We start from the raw sequence: 17469 nt of genomic DNA, 5'->3' as shown, positions 1-17469 counted from the left end.
GAGCGGTTGGGGCCGCACGAGGCAAGCCCCGCCCCGCCCCCTAGCCCAACCCGAGGCGCGTCCGCAACGGTGGCAGCCAGGTTTCGCGCCGCATCCACAGCGCGGCGATCACCCAGAAGGCGGTGACCAGCCAGATGTCGATGGCCAGCCGCAGCCACAGGTTCGCCGGCCCCGGCGGCACGGTCATGTCCAGCGCATCGCCCCAGATCGACAGCATCACGCAGACGATAAAGGAAAACAGCCCGCCGCGCCCGATCTCGGCCAGCGCCTCGCCCGGAGCGGTCGCGGCCATCCAGGCGAAAGGCCGCGCCAGGGGCACCGCCACGATCCAGCTTGCCGCCAGGATGGCGATGAAGCGCATGAAATCCAGCGACCATTTGTCGATGCCGCCGGTGATCTGGCGCAGGAACTGGCTGACCGGCTTGGCCGGAGCACCGATCTTCAAGGCGATCACGATGGTCAGGCTGAACAGCAGCACGCCCACCGAAATCCAGGTCAGCAGTGCCGCATGGCGCCGCAGCACCGGCATGATCCGGTCGCGAAAGGCCCCCATGGCGACGCCGGCAAAGAACAGCATCTGCCAGCCGAAGGGATTGAACAGCAGCCCCGGCCCCGGGCGCTGGTTGGGGATCAGCGCGTTCAGCGGCTGGGCAAGGATCCACACCAGCACCGAGACCGCCATGGCAAGCCAGGGCCAGCGCAGCATGAAGGGCACCGTCACCGGCACGGTCGCGATCAGCAGCACGTAAAGCGCCAGCACGTCCAGCAGGTTCGGCTGCATCCACATCAGCGCCACCGTGGCGACATAGCCGATGGGATGTTCGACGATCCAGCGCGCGTACTGGAACCAGACCGCGGTATGGTTCATCTGCAGCTTGAACAGCAGCGCCGAGAACAGCGCCAGCAGGATCGCCCCCGCGATCAGCGCCAGCCAGACCTGAGCGGCGCGGCGCAGGAAACGGATCTGCGCGGCAGGCCGGCCCTCGCGCGCCTCGACCTTGATCCAGACCATGCCGACCAGAAAGCCCGACAGCAGAACGAACAGCTCGGCCGCGTCGAAGACGGCGAAATTGGTCAGCGTCAGCTTGCGCAGCACGCCGATCGGCATGTGGTCCAGCATGATGCAGACCAGCGCATAACCGCGCAGCATATCCAGAGCGACGATGCGTTTCATTGCGGCAGCTTCGAGAAGGCTTCGATCAGCGCGCGGTTCTCGATCACCGCAAGCTGCTCGGCGGGGCTGAGGAAGCGCAGCGCCTGTTCCTGCGAGCCGGCATGGCGGATCTTGGCCTCGGCCGAGATCGCATCCAGCCGCTCTTCGATGGGCGCGCGCGGGTTTTCAGGCAGAAGCGCTGCGATGCGCGCACGCAGGGCCGGATCGCGGCCCAGGACGTCCAGCCCGGCGCGCGGCAGCATGCCGGCGATGCGGAAATCCAGCGCATTGGCGGCGGTCAGCAGTTCGGGCGCCTCGCGCTCCTCGGGGGTGACCAGCAGGCCCTGCCGCCGCGCCCAGCGGCCGAAGACCGGGCTTGCGGACCAGCGCGAGGTCAGGGGCGACAGGATCAGCCCGGCCAGGATCGGCGACAGCCAGACCAGTTGCCAGGGCGCCAGGAAGGCCAGCACCAGCAGCGTGGCACCCCCCAGGGCGACATGCAGCGCGTGGCGGCGCAGCACCACATGCCAGGGCGGCACCTGGCCGGCACGGACCTGCGCCTCCCAGCCGGAATCGCGGCCGCGCAGGATCTCGATGATCTGGCGGGTCTGGATCAGCATCTGCACCGGCGCGATCAGCGCGGAAAGCACGATCTCGAACATGGCCGAGGCCAGAAGCCGCACATTGCCGCCCGAATCCTTGGCCAGGGGCCGCAGCCAGGCGCGGAAGATGGCGATGAACTTGGGCACCAGCAGAAAGGACATGGCGGCGACGAACAGCCACAGCATCCGCACCGGGTCGAAGATCGGCCAGGTCGGGAACAGCTGATAGGTCTGCGGAAAGTAGTCTGGCCGCGACAACAGCACATTGGCCGACAGCGCAAGGCCCACCAGGATCATCATCAGCCAGATCGGCGACATCAGAAAGCCCAGCATGCCGATGACGAAATGCGCCCGGCTGATCCAGGCGAAACCGCGCGAAAAGATCAGCCGCGCATGTTGCAGGTTGCCCTGCGCCCAGCGGCGCTCGCGCACGGCCATGTCCAGCAGCGTGGGCGGGCACCCCTCGAAGCTCTGGCGCAGGTCGTGGTCCAGCCGCACCTTCCAGCCGGCGCGGCGCAGCAGCGCGGCCTCGACGAAGTCGTGGCTCAGGATGGTGCCGCCGAAGGGCGGCTTGCCCGGCAGTTCCGGCAGCCCGCAGCATTGTGCAAAGGCCTCGACACGGATGATCGCGTTATGGCCCCAGAAATTGCCGCTGTCGCCCGACCATGCGGCGACGCCGCGGGCGACGGCCGGGCCATAGATGCGGCCGGCGAATTGCGTCAGCCGGGCGAATATGGTCTGGCCGCCGACCAGCATCGGCATGGTCTGGATCAGGCCGATCGCCGGGTCGGCATTCATCCGCGCCGACAGCGTCCTGATGGTGGCGGCGCCGACCACGCTGTCGGCATCCAGCACCACCATCTGATCGTAGCGCCCGCCCCAGCGGCGAACGAATTCGCCGACATTGCCGGCCTTGCGGCCCTTGTTGCTGCTGCGGCGCCGATACCAGACCGGCACCGGAGAGATGTCGCGCAACCGGCTGATCGCCGCCATCTCCTCGAAGACGGCCCGCGGCTCGCGACTGTCGGAAAGCACGAAGATCTCGGCCCGGTCGGCCAGGCCCACGCGATAGAGGTCGCGCGCCAGGGCGGCCAGCAGCCCGGTCGTCGCCGCCGCATCCTCGTGATAGACCGGCATGACCACGGCGATCTTGGCCTCGTTCGGGCCGTCCGGCGTGCGCAACCGGCGCGCGAAAAGCCCCGAAACCATCGAGGTAAAGGAAAACCCGACCCAGGTGAAGGTCAGCGCGAACAGCACCAGCAGCACCGATTGCAGCCAGGTCACGTTCGAGCCGAAGGTCAGGATCATCTGCCGCCAGCCCACCCAGGCGATCGCCGCCGCGCCGCCAAAGGCGACCAGCCGCGCGGCGATGGTGCCAAGCGAGGGCCAGCGGCTGTCCGGCCCCAGCGGCGGGCGGCCGCGGAAATCCTGCTCGGGCATGTCCAGCGGCGCCTCGGGCGGCGTGGCCGGGCCTTCGGGCAGCGACAGGTCCAGCGCCTCCCAGCCCTCCTCCGCGGAAAGCAGCAGGGGGCGGCCCTGGCTGGCGGGACGCGGACCCGGCTGGCTGCTTGTCGCGATCATGTCGCTCATTCTCGGGTCCAGCGGGCGATCCAGGTTTCGCTGAGCGGGCCATTCGGACCGTTGAGCACCGCCGACAGATCGGCCAGCTTGGCGCCTTCGGGCAGGTATTCGAAAGCCAGCCGCATCCGGCCCTGTTCCGGCAGGCGCAGCAGATAGCTGTGCCCGATCCGACCGGCCGAGGCACGCAGCTGCGGCACCGGATCGTCCGAGCCGAACAGGCCCAGGTCGAAATCGACGATATAGGTGCGGGCGTTGACATTGTTGACCGCCCTGCCCGACATGGTCTCGATCACACGGGAAATCGGTGCGCTGTCAGGCACTTCCGCCGCAAAGGTCAGAATGTAGTTGAAATCGTAGCGATTGCCCTTGAGCAGCGTGTCGGCCGGCTGCCAGAACGAGACGATATTGTCGTTGAACTCGTTCTCGACCGGGATCTCGACCAGCGTCACCGTACCCTTGCCCCAGTTGTCCTGCGGCGCGATCCAGGCCGAGGGGCGCTTTTCATACCGCGCTTCGGCATCCTTGTAGGATTCGAAGTCGCGGGCCCGCTGCGCCAGACCGAATCCCAGCGGATCGTTGTCCATGAAAGCCGAGACCTGTAGGGTGCTGTGCCCCGACAGCACCCGCCAGAGCCGCTGCTCTCCCCCGGTCAGCATCTGCAGCCCGTCGCTGTCATGCACGGCGGGACGGTAATCGTCCACGCGCGACCGATCGGTGGGGCCGAACCAATACATCGAGGTCAGCGGCGCGATGCCGGCATTGCGCATGTCCTGGCGCGGGAACAGCGCGACGCGGGTGTCGAACACCGTCTCGGCCCCCGGCGTGATGCGGAACTCGAAGGCGCCCGAGACCGAGCGGCTGTCCAGCAGCGCATGGACCAGCACCGAGCGATCCTGCGGCCCGGGCTTGTGGATCCAGAAGCCGCGGAACAGCGGGAACTCCTCGCCCTCGGCGCTGCCGGTGCCGATGGCCAGGCCGCGCGCCGACAGCCCGTAGAGCGTGCCGCGGGCCACGGCGCGGAAATAGCTCGCGCCCTGAAAGACCGCGATCTCGTCCATGACGTCGGGCCGGTTCAGCGGCGCGCGCAGGCGGAACCCCGACCAGCCCATGTTGCCCAGCGTCTCGTAATCGACGCCGTCGGGAAACTGCGCCGGGTTGAAATCGAACATATGCGGGTCGAACCTGACCGGAATGACCACGCCGTCATCGACCAGGCTGATATCCACCGGCTCGTGGAAGATGGCGCCCGGCGGCAGCAGGTCCAGCGCGAAATCGCGGCTGCCGGCCCATGGGTCGCGGTCGCGGCGGAAGCGGATTCCCCGATACTGGTCATAGCTCAGGTTGGCGAAGCTGCCGACCAGCTCGGCATCGCGATATTCATAGGCATTGGCGGCCAATTCCCTGGCCATCTCCGCCACATCCTCGAAGCCGAAGGGCTTGGGCGCGGGCTGCTCGGCCGGCTCGGCCGCCGCTTCCGGCTCGGCCGCCGGTTCCGGTTCGGCCTCGGGGCCCTCCTGCGCAAGGGCCGCCCCCAGCGAGGATGACAGCGCGGTGACGGCCGACATGGCCGCACCGGCAGAGATGACAAATTCGCGACGACGCATCGATCGATCCCATGTTTCGGGCAAGAAAACCCGGAAATTCCGAGGGGATTTCGCATTGCCGCGCGGATCAGGCAAGCCTTTTCGCGCCGGAAGGCAGGCTCTTGCCGAGAGTTGATCGAAAAGCTCCGCCGAAACGGGCCGCGCCGGCTGGAAAGCCCGCGCGGCCCGATCCGCCTGCAACCTGCCTTAGCGGTTGATTTCCCGCATGACCTGCCCCTTCGGGTTCAGTTCGACCGCGACGGGCTCGCCCTCGGGGTTCACCGCCTGCGCCACGACGCGCGGGCCGTCCTGCAGGATCTCGCCGATACGGCTGTAGCCGGCCGAGGTCAGCGCCATGCGCACCTCGCCCCGGTCGAGTCGCGTCGGAGACAGCGCACCCTGGCGCTGCGGCGCATCCGCGGCGGGAGCCTCGGGCGCGGCGCCAGCGGGCGGCGGCGCGCCCTTCTCGCCACTGCGGTCCCCGCGCGGGCCGTGGTGCCAGCCGCGATGGCCGTCGCGCTTGTCGTGGCCGCGGTGATGGTAGCCCTTGTCCCGGCGGTCGTCCTGGCGCTTGCCATGCCGTTCACCGTCGCGCCCCGCATCGCCCCGGCCAAAGCGCAGCAGGGTGCCGTCCTGGGCAAAGGCGGCGCGCAGCTTGTTTCCGTCGGCATCCTGCCCGGCCAGCATCACCCCGCGCTCGCCCGTGAACACCGCCTTCAGCGTGCCCAGCTCGCCAAAGACCGCGCTGTCGCGCACGGCCTGCGGCACCAACTGGTCGATAAGCGCCTGCGGCAGCGCCGCATCGCCCCGGGCACGCAGGCCGCGCAACTGGCCCTTGGCGTCCAGCATGGCGTCGATCTGCGTGCCGTCGGGCAGCTTGCCCTCGATCCGGGTCGCGCCGCGCGGACCGCGCTTGCTGGTCACATCGCTCAGCCCCGCATCCTGCAATGCCTGGGGCAGCACGACCGGCGCCGGGGCCTCGGCCGCGGGCGGCGGGGCGGCGGGCGTGTCTTGCGCAAGCACCGGGGCCCCCAGCACCGCCAGCAGTGCCGAAAGCGCGATCGAGGTCGAGAGTTTTCTGCTCATCTCTGGTTCCTTCCTTATCGGGGCGTCTTCTGCGGCCCCGGACGAATCGGGTGATAGCCCCCCTCTGGCCAACCAAAGACCAACGACCCGTTTGGCTTTCGTTTGGATTTCCCCCATTACATAGGGCCGATGAACCGCCTGCGCATCATATCCCTGCCGCTTCTTGCCGCGCTTGCGCTGGCGCTGCCCGCATCGGGCGACGACCGCGGCCACGATCACGCCCCGCCCAGGCCCGAGGACTGGGCACCCGAGTTCGAAAGCCTCCAGCGCCGCGATTTCCGCATCCTGCCGCTCAATCGCGCCGCCGAGATCGTCGGCGAACGGTTTCGCGGCCGGCTGATCGCGGCGCGCATCGTGCCGCCCACCCCCGAGGAACGCACGCGCGGCGTGGTGCTGGTGCATGAGTTGCGCCTGCTGACGCCAAGGCGCGACGTGCTGCTGATCCGGCTGGACGCGCATAGCGGCGATTTTCTGGAAGTGGCGGGCGCGGGGCTGACCGATGCCCGCCGAAAGGGGCCCAAGCCATGAAATGCCTGATCGTCGAGGATGATCCGATGCTGTCCACCCAGCTTGCCGCCGCCATGCGCGACGGCGGCTTTGCCTGCGACATTGCCGCCGACGGCACGCAGGGCGAATTCCTCGGCTCGACCGAGGCATACGACCTGGCGATCCTGGACCTGGGCCTGCCCGGCCTGCCGGGGATCGAGGTGCTGACGCGTTGGCGCGAGGGCGGCGTGACCATGCCGGTGCTGATCCTGACCGCGCGGGGCGACTGGACCGACAAGGTGGCGGGCTTTCGCGCCGGCGCCGACGACTACGCCGTCAAGCCCTTCCGCCTGGAAGAGGTGGTGATCCGCGCGCAGACGCTGCTCCGCCGCGCCGCCGGCCATGCCCAGGCGGTGATCAAGGCCGGGCCGCTGCGGCTCGACACTCAGCTGGGCGTCATCACCCGCAACGGGCTGGCGCTGAAGCTGACGGCGTTCGAGACCCGCATCCTCGCCTATCTGATCCATCACCAGAACCGCGTGGTCAGCCGCAGCGAACTGTCGGACCACCTTTACGATTCCGCCGCCGACCGCGATTTCAAGTCCATCGAGGTGGTGATCGGCCGGCTGCGCAAGAAGATCGGCGACGGCCTGATCGAGACCCGGCGCGGCGAGGGCTATGTGCTGAGGACCGCGGCTTGATCCTGCCGCGCGATTCGATCCGCGCGCGGCTGATCGCGCTGGCGGCGCTGCTGACCGGCGTGGCGCTGGTCGGCGGCTACCTGGCCATCGCCGCGATCCTCGAGGATTTCATCACCGGCCGCTTCGACGCCGAGACCGAGGCGGTGGCCGATGCGCTGATCGCCGGGGCCACCATCGACGCCGAGGGCAGGCTGGCCGCCGGTCCCGGCCCGGCCGATCCGCGTTTCCAGATGCCGCTTTCGGGCTGGTTCTGGCAGTTGACGCAGGACGGCCAGGTGATGGCGAAATCGCCCTCGCTTTTCGACAACGTGCTGAACCCGCCCGAGGCGGATTTCCAGGGTGGCCCCGGCCTTGGCCCGGCGGGAGAGCCGCTGCGGGTTGCGCGCCACGCCTTCACCCTGCCCGATTCCGCCTCGGCGCTGGCCGTGACCGTGACCGCCCCCCGGGCCGAGATCGACGCCGCCATGGCGCGGCTGCGCCGGCCGCTGGCGGTCTCGCTTGCCGTGCTGGGGCTGGCCCTGGCGGCGGCAAGCGTGCTGCAGGTCGTGGCGGGGCTGCAAAGCCTCGACCGGCTGGGCCGCGACCTGCGCCGCATCCGCTCGGGCCAGGCCGAGGCGCTGCCCCTGCCCGCCGTGGCCGAGCTGCGCCCCGTCGCCACCGAGATCAACGCGCTCCTGGAACAGAACCGCGCCGTGCTGGCGCGCGCACGCGAACATGTCGGCAATCTGGCGCATTCGCTCAAGACGCCGCTGGCGGCGCTGGACAATGCGCTGCCGTCCGAGCATCCGGGCCATGGGCTGATCGCGCGCATGGACCGCCAGATCGGCTGGCACCTGCGGCGCGCCCGCAGTTCGGCCGCGCCGCGGCTGCTGGGCCAGCGCACGCCGGTCGCGCCGGTGATCCAGGACATCCTTCTGGTGCTGGGCGGTCCGATCCGCGATTCGGGCCTGCGGGCCGAGATCCGGGCCGATGCCGACCCCGCCTTTGCCGGTGAGCGGCAGGATCTTGAGGAAATGATCGGCAACCTGGTCGAGAACGCGGTGAAATGGGCCAAGGACCGGGTCCGCATCACCGTCCTGCTCCAGGGCGACCAGTTACGCATCCTGATCGAGGACGACGGCCCGGGCATGTCGGACGAGGATCACGCGCGCGCCCTGACCCGCGGCGCACGGCTTGACGAGACCGGCCCTCCGGGCACCGGCCTCGGCCTTGCCATCGTCGCCGATCTGGCCGCGCTGCATGGTGGGGCACTGGTGCTGGAGGGCTCGGACCTGGGCGGGCTTTGTGCCGGGCTGCGGCTGCCGGCCGCCGCCCCGCCGGTTGCACGGCGCGGCTAGTTTCCCCTTGCCTCGCCCTGCACGCCGGCCTATCCCGACCCGGCTGGAAGCGTGGCCGAGTGGTTTAAGGCTCTGGTCTTGAAAACCAGCGTGGGGGAGACCCCACCGTGGGTTCGAATCCCACCGCTTCCGCCATTTCACCAAATATTTGCAAAGATTTGCGGGGAAATGCGCTTTCCTCGATGCCGGGCCGCCCGACCTGTAACGCCGCCTTGCGCGACAAGACAAGGCCGGCAATCGCCGGCCCTTGGAAGGATCGAGAAATGCCGTGCCGGGTGCGGCGGTGCGCTGGCTCAATGCGTCCAGGGCGCGCGCCGGTCGCTGGCGAAATTCTCGCCATAGCCGCGGGGACGGATGTTCGCAGCGCGGGTATGCGGCTCGATCACCTCGTAGTCCAGCCCATGCTCGCGGGCGTAATCCTCGGCCTGCTTGCGGGTCTCGAAGCGCAGGCGGACCTGGCTCTGGGTGTCGTCGCTGCTGGTCCAGCCCATCAGCGGGTCGATGGCGCGCGGATCGGCCGGCGGAAAGTCCAGCACCCAGTTCCTGGTGCGGGCCGTGCCGGATTGCATGGCGTTGCGGGCGGGCTTGTAGATGCGGACACGCATGGCGGGAACCCTCTGTTCTTGCTTGTCGCCTTATCCCCGATGCCGGCCGGGCGATCAAGATGCACGTCGCGCGATTTCCCGCCATTCCGGCCGGATTGCCGCCCCCGCATGGCCCATTTTCCCGCGCCGGGCTTGCATTGGGGCGCGAATGCGCCAGATTGACCCAGGCAGGAACAAAGGTGAAACCATGGGCCACAACAACACCAACGCCCCCGTCGCGCGCTTTCCCGAGGTGAGCCGGCCCAAGCTCGAGGGCGGCAAGCGCTTCGTCATGCGTTCCGAGTTCCAGCCGGCGGGCGACCAGCCCACCGCCATCGCCGAACTGTCGCAGGGCGTGCGGGCGGGCGAACGCGACCAGGTGCTGCTGGGCGCCACCGGCACCGGCAAGACCTTCACCATGGCCAAGGTAATCGAGCAAACCCAGCGCCCGGCGATCATCCTGGCGCCCAACAAGACGCTGGCCGCGCAATTATACGGCGAGTTCAAGGGCTTCTTCCCCGAAAATGCCGTGGAATATTTCGTCAGCTATTACGACTACTACCAGCCCGAAGCCTATGTCGCGCGTTCCGACACCTATATCGAGAAGGAATCGCAGATCAACGAGGCCATCGACCGGATGCGCCACTCGGCCACGCGGGCGCTGCTGGAACGCGACGACGTGATCATCGTCGCCTCGGTCTCCTGCATCTACGGCATCGGCTCGGTCGAGACCTATTCGGCGATGACGCAGGACATGGTGGTCGGCCAGCTCTACGACCAGCGCGAATTCCTGGCAGAACTGGTGGCGCAGCAATATCGCCGCCTCGACGCCGCCTTCCAGCGCGGTGGCTTCCGCGTGCGAGGCGATCTGGTCGAGGTCTGGCCGGCCCACTTGGAAGACCGGGCCTGGCGCTTTGACTTCTTCGGAAACGAACTTGAATCGATTACCGAATTCGATCCGCTGACCGGCGCCAAGACCGACAGCTTCAAGCAGATCCGCATCTATGCCAACAGCCACTACGTCACTCCGCGGCCGACTTTGCAGCAGGCAATCAAGGGGATACGGACAGAACTTCAGACACGGCTGAAGCAACTTGCCGACGAGGGCAAGCTGCTGGAGGCGCAGCGGCTTGAACAGCGCACGAACTTCGACCTGGAAATGCTTGAAGCTACTGGAGTTTGCAACGGGATCGAGAACTATTCCCGCTATCTGACCGGCCGGGCGCCCGGCGAGCCGCCGCCGACGCTGTTCGAGTTCATCCCCGACAATGCCATCGTCTTTGCCGACGAATCCCATGTCAGCGTGCCGCAGATCGGCGGCATGTATCGCGGCGACTTCCGGCGCAAGTTCACGCTGGCCGAGCATGGCTTCCGCCTGCCCAGCTGCATGGACAACCGGCCGCTGAAATTCGAGGAATGGGACGCGATGCGCCCGCAATCGGTCTTTGTCAGCGCCACGCCTGCGCAATGGGAGCTGGACCAGACCGGCGGCGTCTTCACCGAACAGGTCATCCGCCCCACGGGCCTGCTGGACCCGCAGGTCGAGATCCGCCCGGTCGAGATGCAGGTGGACGACCTCTTGGACGAGGTGCGCAAGGTCGCCGCCGCCGGCATGCGCACGCTGGTCACCACCCTGACCAAGCGCATGGCCGAGGACCTGACCGAATACCTGCACGAACAGGGCATCCGCGTGCGCTACATGCACAGCGACATCGACACCATCGAGCGCATCGAGATCCTGCGCGACCTGCGGCTGGGGGCCTTCGACGTTCTGGTGGGCATCAACCTGCTGCGCGAGGGGCTGGACATCCCCGAATGCGGGCTGGTGGCGATCCTCGATGCCGACAAGGAGGGCTTCCTGCGCTCGGAAACATCACTGATCCAGACCATCGGCCGGGCGGCGCGGAACGCCGACGGCCGCGTCATCATGTATGCCGACCGCATCACCGGCAGCATGGAGCGCGCCATGGCCGAGACCGAGCGCCGGCGCCAGAAGCAGGTCGCCTATAACGAAGCGCACGGCATCACGCCGCAGACCGTGCGCAAGAATGTCGAGGACGTGCTGGCCGGGCTGTGGCAAGGCGATACCGATCAGGCGCGCATCACCACCCGGGTCGAGAAACCGATGGTCGGCGCCAACCTGGCGGCGCATTTGGACGCGCTGCGGGCGCAGATGCGCAAGGCGGCCGAGAACCTGGAATTCGAGGAGGCCGCGCGGCTGCGCGACGAGGTGAAGCGGCTGGAGGCGGTCGAACTGGCGATCGCCGACGACCCGCTGGCCCGGCAATCCGCCATCGAGGAGGCGGCCGAGGCGGCGGTCAAGTCATCGGGACGCTCGACCGCGGGGCGGGCCGGACAGCGCGGCGGCAACAAACGGTCGCGCCGCCGCGGCTGATCGCGGGCGGATAGCGCGGAAGGCAGCGCTCCTGCGTCCCGGTCAGCTACAGCTGACCGAAAGCAGCTTGCCCCGGCTGTCGACGATGAAGGTCAGCCGGTCCTGGATCATCTCCATCGTCATCGGCCGATCCTCGCGGGCGATGCGATACATCTGCCCCTCGGGCACCGAGATGGTGGGCGAGGTCTGGCCGATCAGATGGCTGTAGCGCGCCGCGCCGCAGGGATCGACGGAGACGGTTTCGGGTTCAGGGGGCGGCGGAGCCTCGGGCGTGCAGGCGGCCAAGGCGAAGGGGGTTGCCAGAACGGCAAGGGAAAGCGGCAGTTTCATCTCGACCTCATGAGTCTGGACTTGCTGTCCACGCAACCCATCAACCGACGGTTGGTTTCCCCGGCTCCGGCCGATCGGCGGATTTCCGCGAATCGCGGCCTAGCCCAACGTGTCAAGCACTTCCTCGGCCAGCGCCTCGACCTCGGCCCGGGCGGTAGCATTGCGCGCCGCCTCGCCGGCGCCCAGCCCCTGCCCCAGCGCCTCGGCATAGGCGACGCGGTTGGCAAGCTGCGCGGCCGCCACCTCGGCCCCCAGCGCGGCGGCGGCCTCGGCCACCTCGCCGGTCAGCCGGGCGTGCGAGCGGGTGCGGTTCAGCACGATCAGCGTGTCGCATCTCTCGCGCCGGGCCAGATCCAGCACGCCCTCGGTCGCCCACAGGTCGACATGGCTGGTTGCCACCGGCACCAGCACCAGGTCGGCCACGCGCAGCGCCGGACGCAGGTCGCTGTCGATCTTGGGCGGCGTGTCGATGATGACGAAATCGAAGCGTTTCTTCAGCTTGTCGGATTCGTAGCTGGCGCCCCAGGCCGACGAGGTGGTGAATTCCAGCGCCTCGTCCTCGCCCCGCCGCTCCAGCCGTTCCAGGAACCAGCGTCCCATGCTGCCCTGCGGATCGGTGTCCAGAAGCGCGACCGAATGGCCGCGCCCGCGCAGGGCCACCGCCAGATTGACCGCGATCGTTGTCTTGCCCGAGCCGCCCTTTTGCTGGGCAATCGTGATGATGCGTCCTGCCATGCGCCCCTCCGTTCCGGCAATCGCCCGACTGCTTTTCGCCAGACTAGGGGCTAAGCTTGCGCAATGCACGGGCTTTTCGCAGTCGCAGCATGGGTTTCGCGCTCAGCCCGGCCAGCAATCGACCACTTCGTACATCACCGGCTCGAAATGGCGGCACATGGCGTTGATGGCGCGGTTGCGTTCGCGCATCTCGGGACTGCGCAGCATGGCCTGGTAGTCGCGCCGGTCGCGCCATTGCGAATAGGTGCAGATCCGGGTCTGGGCATCGTTCAGGTGGACCGCACCCGAGACATAGCCGGGCTGCCGGCTGATCACCTCGTCATAGGCGGTGGTCAGCGCGTCCAGCACGTCATGCGCGCTGCCGGGGGTGACATCGAAGGTGCAGATGACGGTCTGGCCGTCGAAATCCTTGGCGATCCGGGTCATGGCTGGGTCTCCTTCCCTCGCTGTTTTCCCAGCTTAGCGCAGCGACGGCGCGGGGAAAGAGGGTTTTCGCTTCTGAAGCGGCGCAGGCAACCCGCCCCCGGATGAGGCCGGCTTGCACCCCCGCCGCTTGCGGCACGCGCATAAGCGGCGCATGTTGCGCCGCGCAATGCGAAAGGACATGAGCATGATTCCGGTTTTTGACGGTCACAACGATTTCTTGCAGCGCATGGTGGCTGCGGGGCCCGGCCGCGACCGGCTTTGGCTGGAAGGCGACGGCAGCGGGCATCTGGACCTGCCGCGGATGAAGGCGGGCGGCTTTGCCGGCGGTTTCTTCGCCATCTGGACGCCCTCGCCCCCCGGCCCCGACGATGCGATGGCAGCGATGCTCAAGAAGAACCCGCCCTTCGCCCTGCCGCTGCCGCCCGAGGTGGCGCCTGCCCAGGCCCTGCCCCATGCGCTGGCCCAGGCCGGCCATCTGATGGCGATGGAGCGGACCGGCACGCTGGCGATCTGCAGGACCGCCGCCGATCTGCGCGCGGCCATCGCCGATGGCCAAATCGCCGCCATCCTGCATATCGAGGGCGCCGAGCCGATCCCCGACCTGGATGCGCTGCATGCCTGGCACGCCATGGGCCTGCGCTCGCTGGGGCCGGTCTGGTCGCGACCGACGCGCTATGCCCATGGCGTGCCCTTCGCTTTCCCTTCGTCGCCCGATACAGGGCCGGGGCTGACGGCCGAGGGCGAGGATCTGGTGCGCGAATGCAACCGGCTGCGCATCATGCTGGACCTGTCGCACCTGAACGAAAAGGGCTTCGACGATGTGGCGCGGCTCTCGGACGCACCGCTGGTCGCCAGCCACAGCTGCGCCCATGCCGTTGCACCCAGCTCGCGCAACCTGACCGACCGGCAGTTGCGGGTGATCGCCGAATCGCGGGGCCTCGTCGGGCTGAATTTCGCCGTGGGCTTCCTGCATCCCGAGGGCCGGCGCGACCCGATGCACGGGTTCGAGATCATGCTGCGCCACCTTGACCACCTGCTTGCGTTCCTGGGCGAGGATGGCGTCGCGCTCGGCTCGGATTTCGACGGTGCCGAGATGCCCGCGGATCTGGCCGATGCCTCGGCCCTGCAGAATCTTTTGCAGGCCATGCTGGACCATGGCTATGGCCGCGAGTTGGTCGAAAAGATCGCCTGCAAGAACTGGCTGAACCTGCTGGAGCGGACCTGGGGCGCCTGAGCCCCGCCCCTTTCATCCGGCCGGACAAGACGGAGGGCGGCGATCCGGAACCGGACACCGGATAAAACCACACAAGGACCGCCGCCCTCCGTGAGCAGCGGAATGCCACGATTCTTTCACACGGAAAAGTTGTTCATTTGGACAGCTACTCCCCCATAAGGAGAATACCGTCCAAGGGCAAATCGCTCGGCCCGCCGCTCGGCCCGCCGCTTAGCCCTCGGTCACCACCGGCGCGACGCCCATGGCTTCGGCAAGCGCGCGGAACCGCGCCTCGGCCACCTCGCCCAGCAGCGCCCGCCCGGTCCTCGTCAGCTTCAGTTCCAGCTGCTTCTTCTTGCGCTGAAGCTTCAGCGTCCCCGCCTCGGCCGGATCCTTGACCGAGAACATGGCGCCGAAACGCAGGGCCTTGCCCAGCACCTCCGCCTCGCGGATCTCCTTCTCGGAAAGCAGGGCGAAAAGCGGCGCCATGGGCGAATTGGCGCGGCTGTTCTTGTAGCGATGCAGCAGCGACAGGCCCAGGAACACCCGCTCGGGATGCGACAGCGCCGCCATGTTGGCCCGCGTCACGTTGTCGAAGCAGGCATCGGCGCGATAATCGGGATGGGTCCGCCAGGTCGTGTCGTGAAGCAGGCAGGCCGCCTTGACCAGCCGGTCGCGCTCGGGCGGCAGGTCGCCGAACAGCGGCTCCAGGAAGTGATAGAGCTTCTTGCCGAAGCCCGGCATCCGCGCCATCTGCCGCTCGGCAAAGCGCGCCGCCTCGATCAGCGGATCGCGAGAGCGCAAGCCGGTCGGCATCTGTTCGTAAAGCAGCCCCTCGCGGATGCCATAGGAGGACACGGCCAGCGATTTCGGCTTGAGGCTTTGCACCAGTTGGCGCAGCACCTGGCTGGCCAGCGGCACCAGCTCCATCCGGCCTTGCGAAATGCCGGTCATCGTCCGCATTTCCGTGACGGTCTTGTCGCCGATCCATTTCACCGTATCGGCGACGGCCTGGGGCGACATGCGGTATTCGTGCAGCACGGTCATGGGGTATTTCGCCCGTTCCATGTCCAGCCGCGAGATGGCCCGCCACGAGCCGCCGACCAGATAGATCTGCTCGTGCCCGCGCCCCAGCCGCTCTGCTGCGGCCTCGATGGTATCGCGGATATGGTCGCGCAGGCCCGAGGCGCCACCCTTGACCTGTTGCAGCCGGAACGGACCCAGCGGCGTCGAGATGCGGCGGCCGACCTTGCCGTTCGCCACCTCGGCCAGTTCCATCGAGTTGCCGCCGATGTCGCAGACCAGCCCCTTGGCCTCCGGCCAGCCCAGCAGGACGCCCTGCGCGGAAAGCCGCGCCTCCTCCTCACCGTCGATGACCAGAAGCTTCAGCCCGGTCTCCTTCTCGACCGCCTTGCGAAAGGCCGGGCCGTCCTCGGCCTCGCGCACGGCGGCGGTGGCGACGCAGGTCAGCGGCTTGATCCCCATGCTGTCGGCCAGGACCGCAAAACGGCGCAGCGCCGCCATGCCGCGGCGCACCCCCTCGGGGTTCAGCCGGCCGGTGGTGGCAAGGCCCGAGCCCAGCCCGGCCATGACCTTTTCGTTGTAGAAATAGGCCGGCGAACGCGCCGCCCCGTCAAAGACCACCATGCGGATCGAGTTCGAGCCCACGTCGACCACGCCGACCCGGCTCAATGCCCGTTCCGAGGCGCGCTCGAACAGCGAGCGCCCGAAGGGTTCGATGGTTTCTCCGCTTGCGGTCACGATGCCGTTCATCGGGTTCCTCTCGATTCCGTTACCACGCCTGGGCGCGCGCCTTGGATGGGGCAAATGCCCCCCTTGCGTCAATCCGTCGAGTGCATGAGCGCCGGAACGTCGCGGGCACCCGCACTGCCGCGTCCCGACAGTGACGGGTTTTCCATGAAGAACTTGTGACAGGAAAACAGGTCGTCCCGTCCCGCCGGCAGATAACGCAGATAGCGCCCGTCGGGCTGCAAGAGCCAGCTTTGCGCCTCGTCGGCCATGTTCGCGGCCATGACCTGGCTGGTGATCTGGGCCTTCACCGTCTCGTTGAAGCATTCGATCAGCGTCTCGACCCGGCGATTCAGGTTGCGGCCCATCCAGTCGGCCGAGCTGATGAAGACCCGGGCGCGCTTGGATGGCAGGCCGAAGCCGTTGCCGAAGCAGACGATCCGTGAATGCTCCAGAAAGCGCCCGACGATGGATTTCACCCGGATGTTCTCGGACAGGCCGGCGATGCCGGGGCGCAGCCCGCAGATGCCGCGGATCACCAGGTTGATCCTGACGTCCGCCTGGCTCGCGGCATAAAGCGCCTCGATCACGTCCTTGTCGATCAGGCTGTTCATCTTGGCCCAGATCTCGGCCTGCCGGCCGCGGCGGGCGAATTCGGCCTCGCGGGCGATCAGCTCCAGCAGGGTCTCCTTGAGGTCGATGGGCGAGATCGCCATGTTCTCCAGCCCGTCGGGCTGCACATAGCCCGACAGGAAATTGAACACCTTGGCCAATTCGTCGCCATATTTGCGCTGCGCTGCGGCGATGTCGGCCTTTTCGATCTGGACGCGGCAGTCGTCCCGGCCCCTGATTTCAAGCGTCCCGACGAGATCGTAGAAGGTGTAATAGGTCGGGTCATAGACCTGCACCTCGATCCGCTCATCCTCGGGTCGGATCCGGTCCAGAAGCGCGCGGATATGGGTCACGACGATCCTGCCCTGCTGATAGCGGACGGCAACGTCCAGCGGTCCCGACAGCGCGACCGGCTTGCCGTCGCGGGTCAGGTAGAGATCGCCGGCGAAATCCTCGGGCCAGTCGCTGAACATGGCAGTGAGGCGGGCGATCTCGTCATCCGTCAGCACGCCGTCGCCGTCCTTGTCCATCTCCATATCCTCGACCATCAGCATCGACGAGAAGTCGTCGAAGGCCCAGACCACGCTGACGGCACCCAGCCTGCCCTCGCCGTCGAAGCGGAACGTCAGCCCGGTGTCGATGAAGACATGCGGATGCGCCTCGGCCCTTGCAAGGGCAAGGACCGACAGCAGGGACAGCAGGACAGGCCGGAGACAGCGCATGGGGCATGCCTTATGCCGCGATGCCGATCTGGACAAATCACAAAACCGGCGCCTCGGCATTTCCCCGCTGATGCTTTGCCCTCTCGCCGCGGGTCCTGCGGCTTTTCGGACGACCGGCGCGGCATGGCTTGCCGTTCCGGTTTAGTAATGTAATAACATCACCAAAATATCGAG

15 protein-coding genes and 1 tRNA gene are annotated in these 17469 nt (G+C 67.8%); 6 read left to right on the top strand and 10 right to left on the bottom strand.

The window, feature by feature from the left end:
* Positions 1-40 precede the first annotated feature (40 nt).
* The 4 genes from BLT64_RS20035 to BLT64_RS20020 form a co-directional block, all read right to left on the bottom strand.
* Entirely contained in the window at positions 41-1174 is a 1134-nt protein-coding gene (locus BLT64_RS20035) for an OpgC domain-containing protein (RefSeq protein WP_011747639.1), read from the bottom strand.
* The gene (mdoH, locus tag BLT64_RS20030; protein WP_011747638.1) at positions 1171-3345 is read right to left on the bottom strand and encodes a glucans biosynthesis glucosyltransferase MdoH; all 2175 of its coding nucleotides are present in this window, start codon (positions 3343-3345) and stop codon (positions 1171-1173) included. The genes BLT64_RS20035 and mdoH overlap by 4 nt, the downstream gene beginning before the upstream one ends.
* A complete protein-coding gene (locus BLT64_RS20025; RefSeq protein ID WP_011747637.1) occupies positions 3342-4940 on the bottom strand; it encodes an OpgD/OpgG family glucan biosynthesis protein in 1599 nt (532 codons plus the stop codon). The genes mdoH and BLT64_RS20025 overlap by 4 nt, the downstream gene beginning before the upstream one ends.
* 186 nt (positions 4941-5126) lie before the next feature.
* Positions 5127-6005, bottom strand: coding sequence for a hypothetical protein (locus BLT64_RS20020; RefSeq protein WP_011747636.1), 879 nt, complete (start codon positions 6003-6005; stop codon positions 5127-5129).
* A gap of 129 nt (positions 6006-6134) precedes the next feature.
* On the opposite strand from BLT64_RS20020, the gene BLT64_RS20015 reads away from it, so the two are divergent.
* The 4 genes from BLT64_RS20015 (at position 6135) to BLT64_RS20000 (ending at position 8664) form a co-directional block, all read left to right on the top strand.
* A complete protein-coding gene (locus BLT64_RS20015; protein ID WP_011747635.1) occupies positions 6135-6533 on the top strand; it encodes a hypothetical protein in 399 nt (132 codons plus the stop codon).
* A complete protein-coding gene (locus tag BLT64_RS20010) occupies positions 6530-7192 on the top strand; it encodes a response regulator transcription factor (protein ID WP_011747634.1) in 663 nt (220 codons plus the stop codon). The genes BLT64_RS20015 and BLT64_RS20010 overlap by 4 nt, the downstream gene beginning before the upstream one ends.
* Positions 7189-8529, top strand: coding sequence for a sensor histidine kinase (locus BLT64_RS20005; protein ID WP_011747633.1), 1341 nt, complete (start codon positions 7189-7191; stop codon positions 8527-8529). Before BLT64_RS20010 ends, BLT64_RS20005 begins: the two co-directional genes overlap by 4 nt.
* Positions 8530-8574: 45 nt before the next feature.
* Positions 8575-8664: transfer RNA gene (locus BLT64_RS20000), tRNA-Ser, on the top strand.
* A gap of 158 nt (positions 8665-8822) precedes the next feature.
* On the opposite strand, the gene BLT64_RS19995 is transcribed toward BLT64_RS20000, so the two are convergent.
* Positions 8823-9134, bottom strand: a complete 312-nt coding sequence (locus tag BLT64_RS19995) for an ETC complex I subunit (protein ID WP_011747632.1) — start codon at positions 9132-9134, stop codon at positions 8823-8825.
* Between the two features lie 187 nt (positions 9135-9321).
* Between BLT64_RS19995 and uvrB the strand changes: the two genes are divergently transcribed.
* On the top strand, positions 9322-11508 hold the full coding sequence (uvrB, locus tag BLT64_RS19990; protein ID WP_041529836.1) for an excinuclease ABC subunit UvrB: 2187 nt from the start codon (positions 9322-9324) through the stop codon (positions 11506-11508).
* A gap of 42 nt (positions 11509-11550) precedes the next feature.
* On the opposite strand, the gene BLT64_RS19985 is transcribed toward uvrB, so the two are convergent.
* The 3 genes from BLT64_RS19985 to BLT64_RS19975 form a co-directional block, all read right to left on the bottom strand.
* Positions 11551-11838, bottom strand: coding sequence for a hypothetical protein (locus BLT64_RS19985; protein WP_011747630.1), 288 nt, complete (start codon positions 11836-11838; stop codon positions 11551-11553).
* Positions 11839-11937: 99 nt separating this feature from the next.
* On the bottom strand, positions 11938-12573 hold the full coding sequence (parA, locus tag BLT64_RS19980) for a ParA family partition ATPase (RefSeq protein ID WP_011747629.1): 636 nt from the start codon (positions 12571-12573) through the stop codon (positions 11938-11940).
* A 102-nt stretch (positions 12574-12675) separates the two neighbouring features.
* The gene (locus BLT64_RS19975) at positions 12676-12999 is read right to left on the bottom strand and encodes an antibiotic biosynthesis monooxygenase family protein (protein ID WP_011747628.1); all 324 of its coding nucleotides are present in this window, start codon (positions 12997-12999) and stop codon (positions 12676-12678) included.
* A 184-nt stretch (positions 13000-13183) separates the two neighbouring features.
* Between BLT64_RS19975 and BLT64_RS19970 the strand changes: the two genes are divergently transcribed.
* On the top strand, positions 13184-14233 hold the full coding sequence (locus tag BLT64_RS19970) for a dipeptidase (protein WP_011747627.1): 1050 nt from the start codon (positions 13184-13186) through the stop codon (positions 14231-14233).
* A gap of 210 nt (positions 14234-14443) precedes the next feature.
* Here the strand turns inward: BLT64_RS19970 and BLT64_RS19965 are convergent, their stop codons facing one another.
* Both BLT64_RS19965 and BLT64_RS27665 read right to left on the bottom strand, forming a co-directional pair.
* Entirely contained in the window at positions 14444-15985 is a 1542-nt protein-coding gene (locus BLT64_RS19965; RefSeq protein ID WP_011747626.1) for a Ppx/GppA family phosphatase, read from the bottom strand.
* Between the two features lie 68 nt (positions 15986-16053).
* Positions 16054-17295: a DUF1007 family protein gene (locus BLT64_RS27665; protein WP_041529864.1), complete on the bottom strand. Its 1242-nt coding sequence runs from the start codon at positions 17293-17295 to the stop codon at positions 16054-16056.
* Between the last annotated feature and the right edge of the window lie 174 nt (positions 17296-17469).

This window comes from Paracoccus denitrificans (assembly GCF_900100045.1).
GTDB classification, from domain to species: Bacteria; Pseudomonadota; Alphaproteobacteria; order Rhodobacterales; family Rhodobacteraceae; genus Paracoccus; species Paracoccus denitrificans.
Note: the sequence above shows the minus strand (reverse complement) of the source record. Positions and strands in the feature narration are given on the sequence as shown.

What these genes read in the sequence shown, in the direction of transcription:
- BLT64_RS20010 (WP_011747634.1), top strand. Translation starts at nt 6,530, where the DNA reads ATGAAATGCCTGATCGTCGAGGATGATCCGATGCTGTCCACCCAGCTT.
- BLT64_RS19975 (WP_011747628.1), bottom strand. Translation starts at nt 12,999, where the DNA reads ATGACCCGGATCGCCAAGGATTTCGACGGCCAGACCGTCATCTGCACC.
- BLT64_RS19970 (WP_011747627.1), top strand. Translation starts at nt 13,184, where the DNA reads ATGATTCCGGTTTTTGACGGTCACAACGATTTCTTGCAGCGCATGGTG.
- BLT64_RS19985 (WP_011747630.1), bottom strand. Translation starts at nt 11,838, where the DNA reads ATGAAACTGCCGCTTTCCCTTGCCGTTCTGGCAACCCCCTTCGCCTTG.
- parA (WP_011747629.1), bottom strand. Translation starts at nt 12,573, where the DNA reads ATGGCAGGACGCATCATCACGATTGCCCAGCAAAAGGGCGGCTCGGGC.
- BLT64_RS20025 (WP_011747637.1), bottom strand. Translation starts at nt 4,940, where the DNA reads ATGCGTCGTCGCGAATTTGTCATCTCTGCCGGTGCGGCCATGTCGGCC.
- BLT64_RS20035 (WP_011747639.1), bottom strand. Translation starts at nt 1,174, where the DNA reads ATGAAACGCATCGTCGCTCTGGATATGCTGCGCGGTTATGCGCTGGTC.
- mdoH (WP_011747638.1), bottom strand. Translation starts at nt 3,345, where the DNA reads ATGAGCGACATGATCGCGACAAGCAGCCAGCCGGGTCCGCGTCCCGCC.
- BLT64_RS20020 (WP_011747636.1), bottom strand. Translation starts at nt 6,005, where the DNA reads ATGAGCAGAAAACTCTCGACCTCGATCGCGCTTTCGGCACTGCTGGCG.
- BLT64_RS20015 (WP_011747635.1), top strand. Translation starts at nt 6,135, where the DNA reads ATGAACCGCCTGCGCATCATATCCCTGCCGCTTCTTGCCGCGCTTGCG.
- BLT64_RS19965 (WP_011747626.1), bottom strand. Translation starts at nt 15,985, where the DNA reads ATGAACGGCATCGTGACCGCAAGCGGAGAAACCATCGAACCCTTCGGG.
- uvrB (WP_041529836.1), top strand. Translation starts at nt 9,322, where the DNA reads ATGGGCCACAACAACACCAACGCCCCCGTCGCGCGCTTTCCCGAGGTG.
- BLT64_RS27665 (WP_041529864.1), bottom strand. Translation starts at nt 17,295, where the DNA reads ATGCGCTGTCTCCGGCCTGTCCTGCTGTCCCTGCTGTCGGTCCTTGCC.
- BLT64_RS19995 (WP_011747632.1), bottom strand. Translation starts at nt 9,134, where the DNA reads ATGCGTGTCCGCATCTACAAGCCCGCCCGCAACGCCATGCAATCCGGC.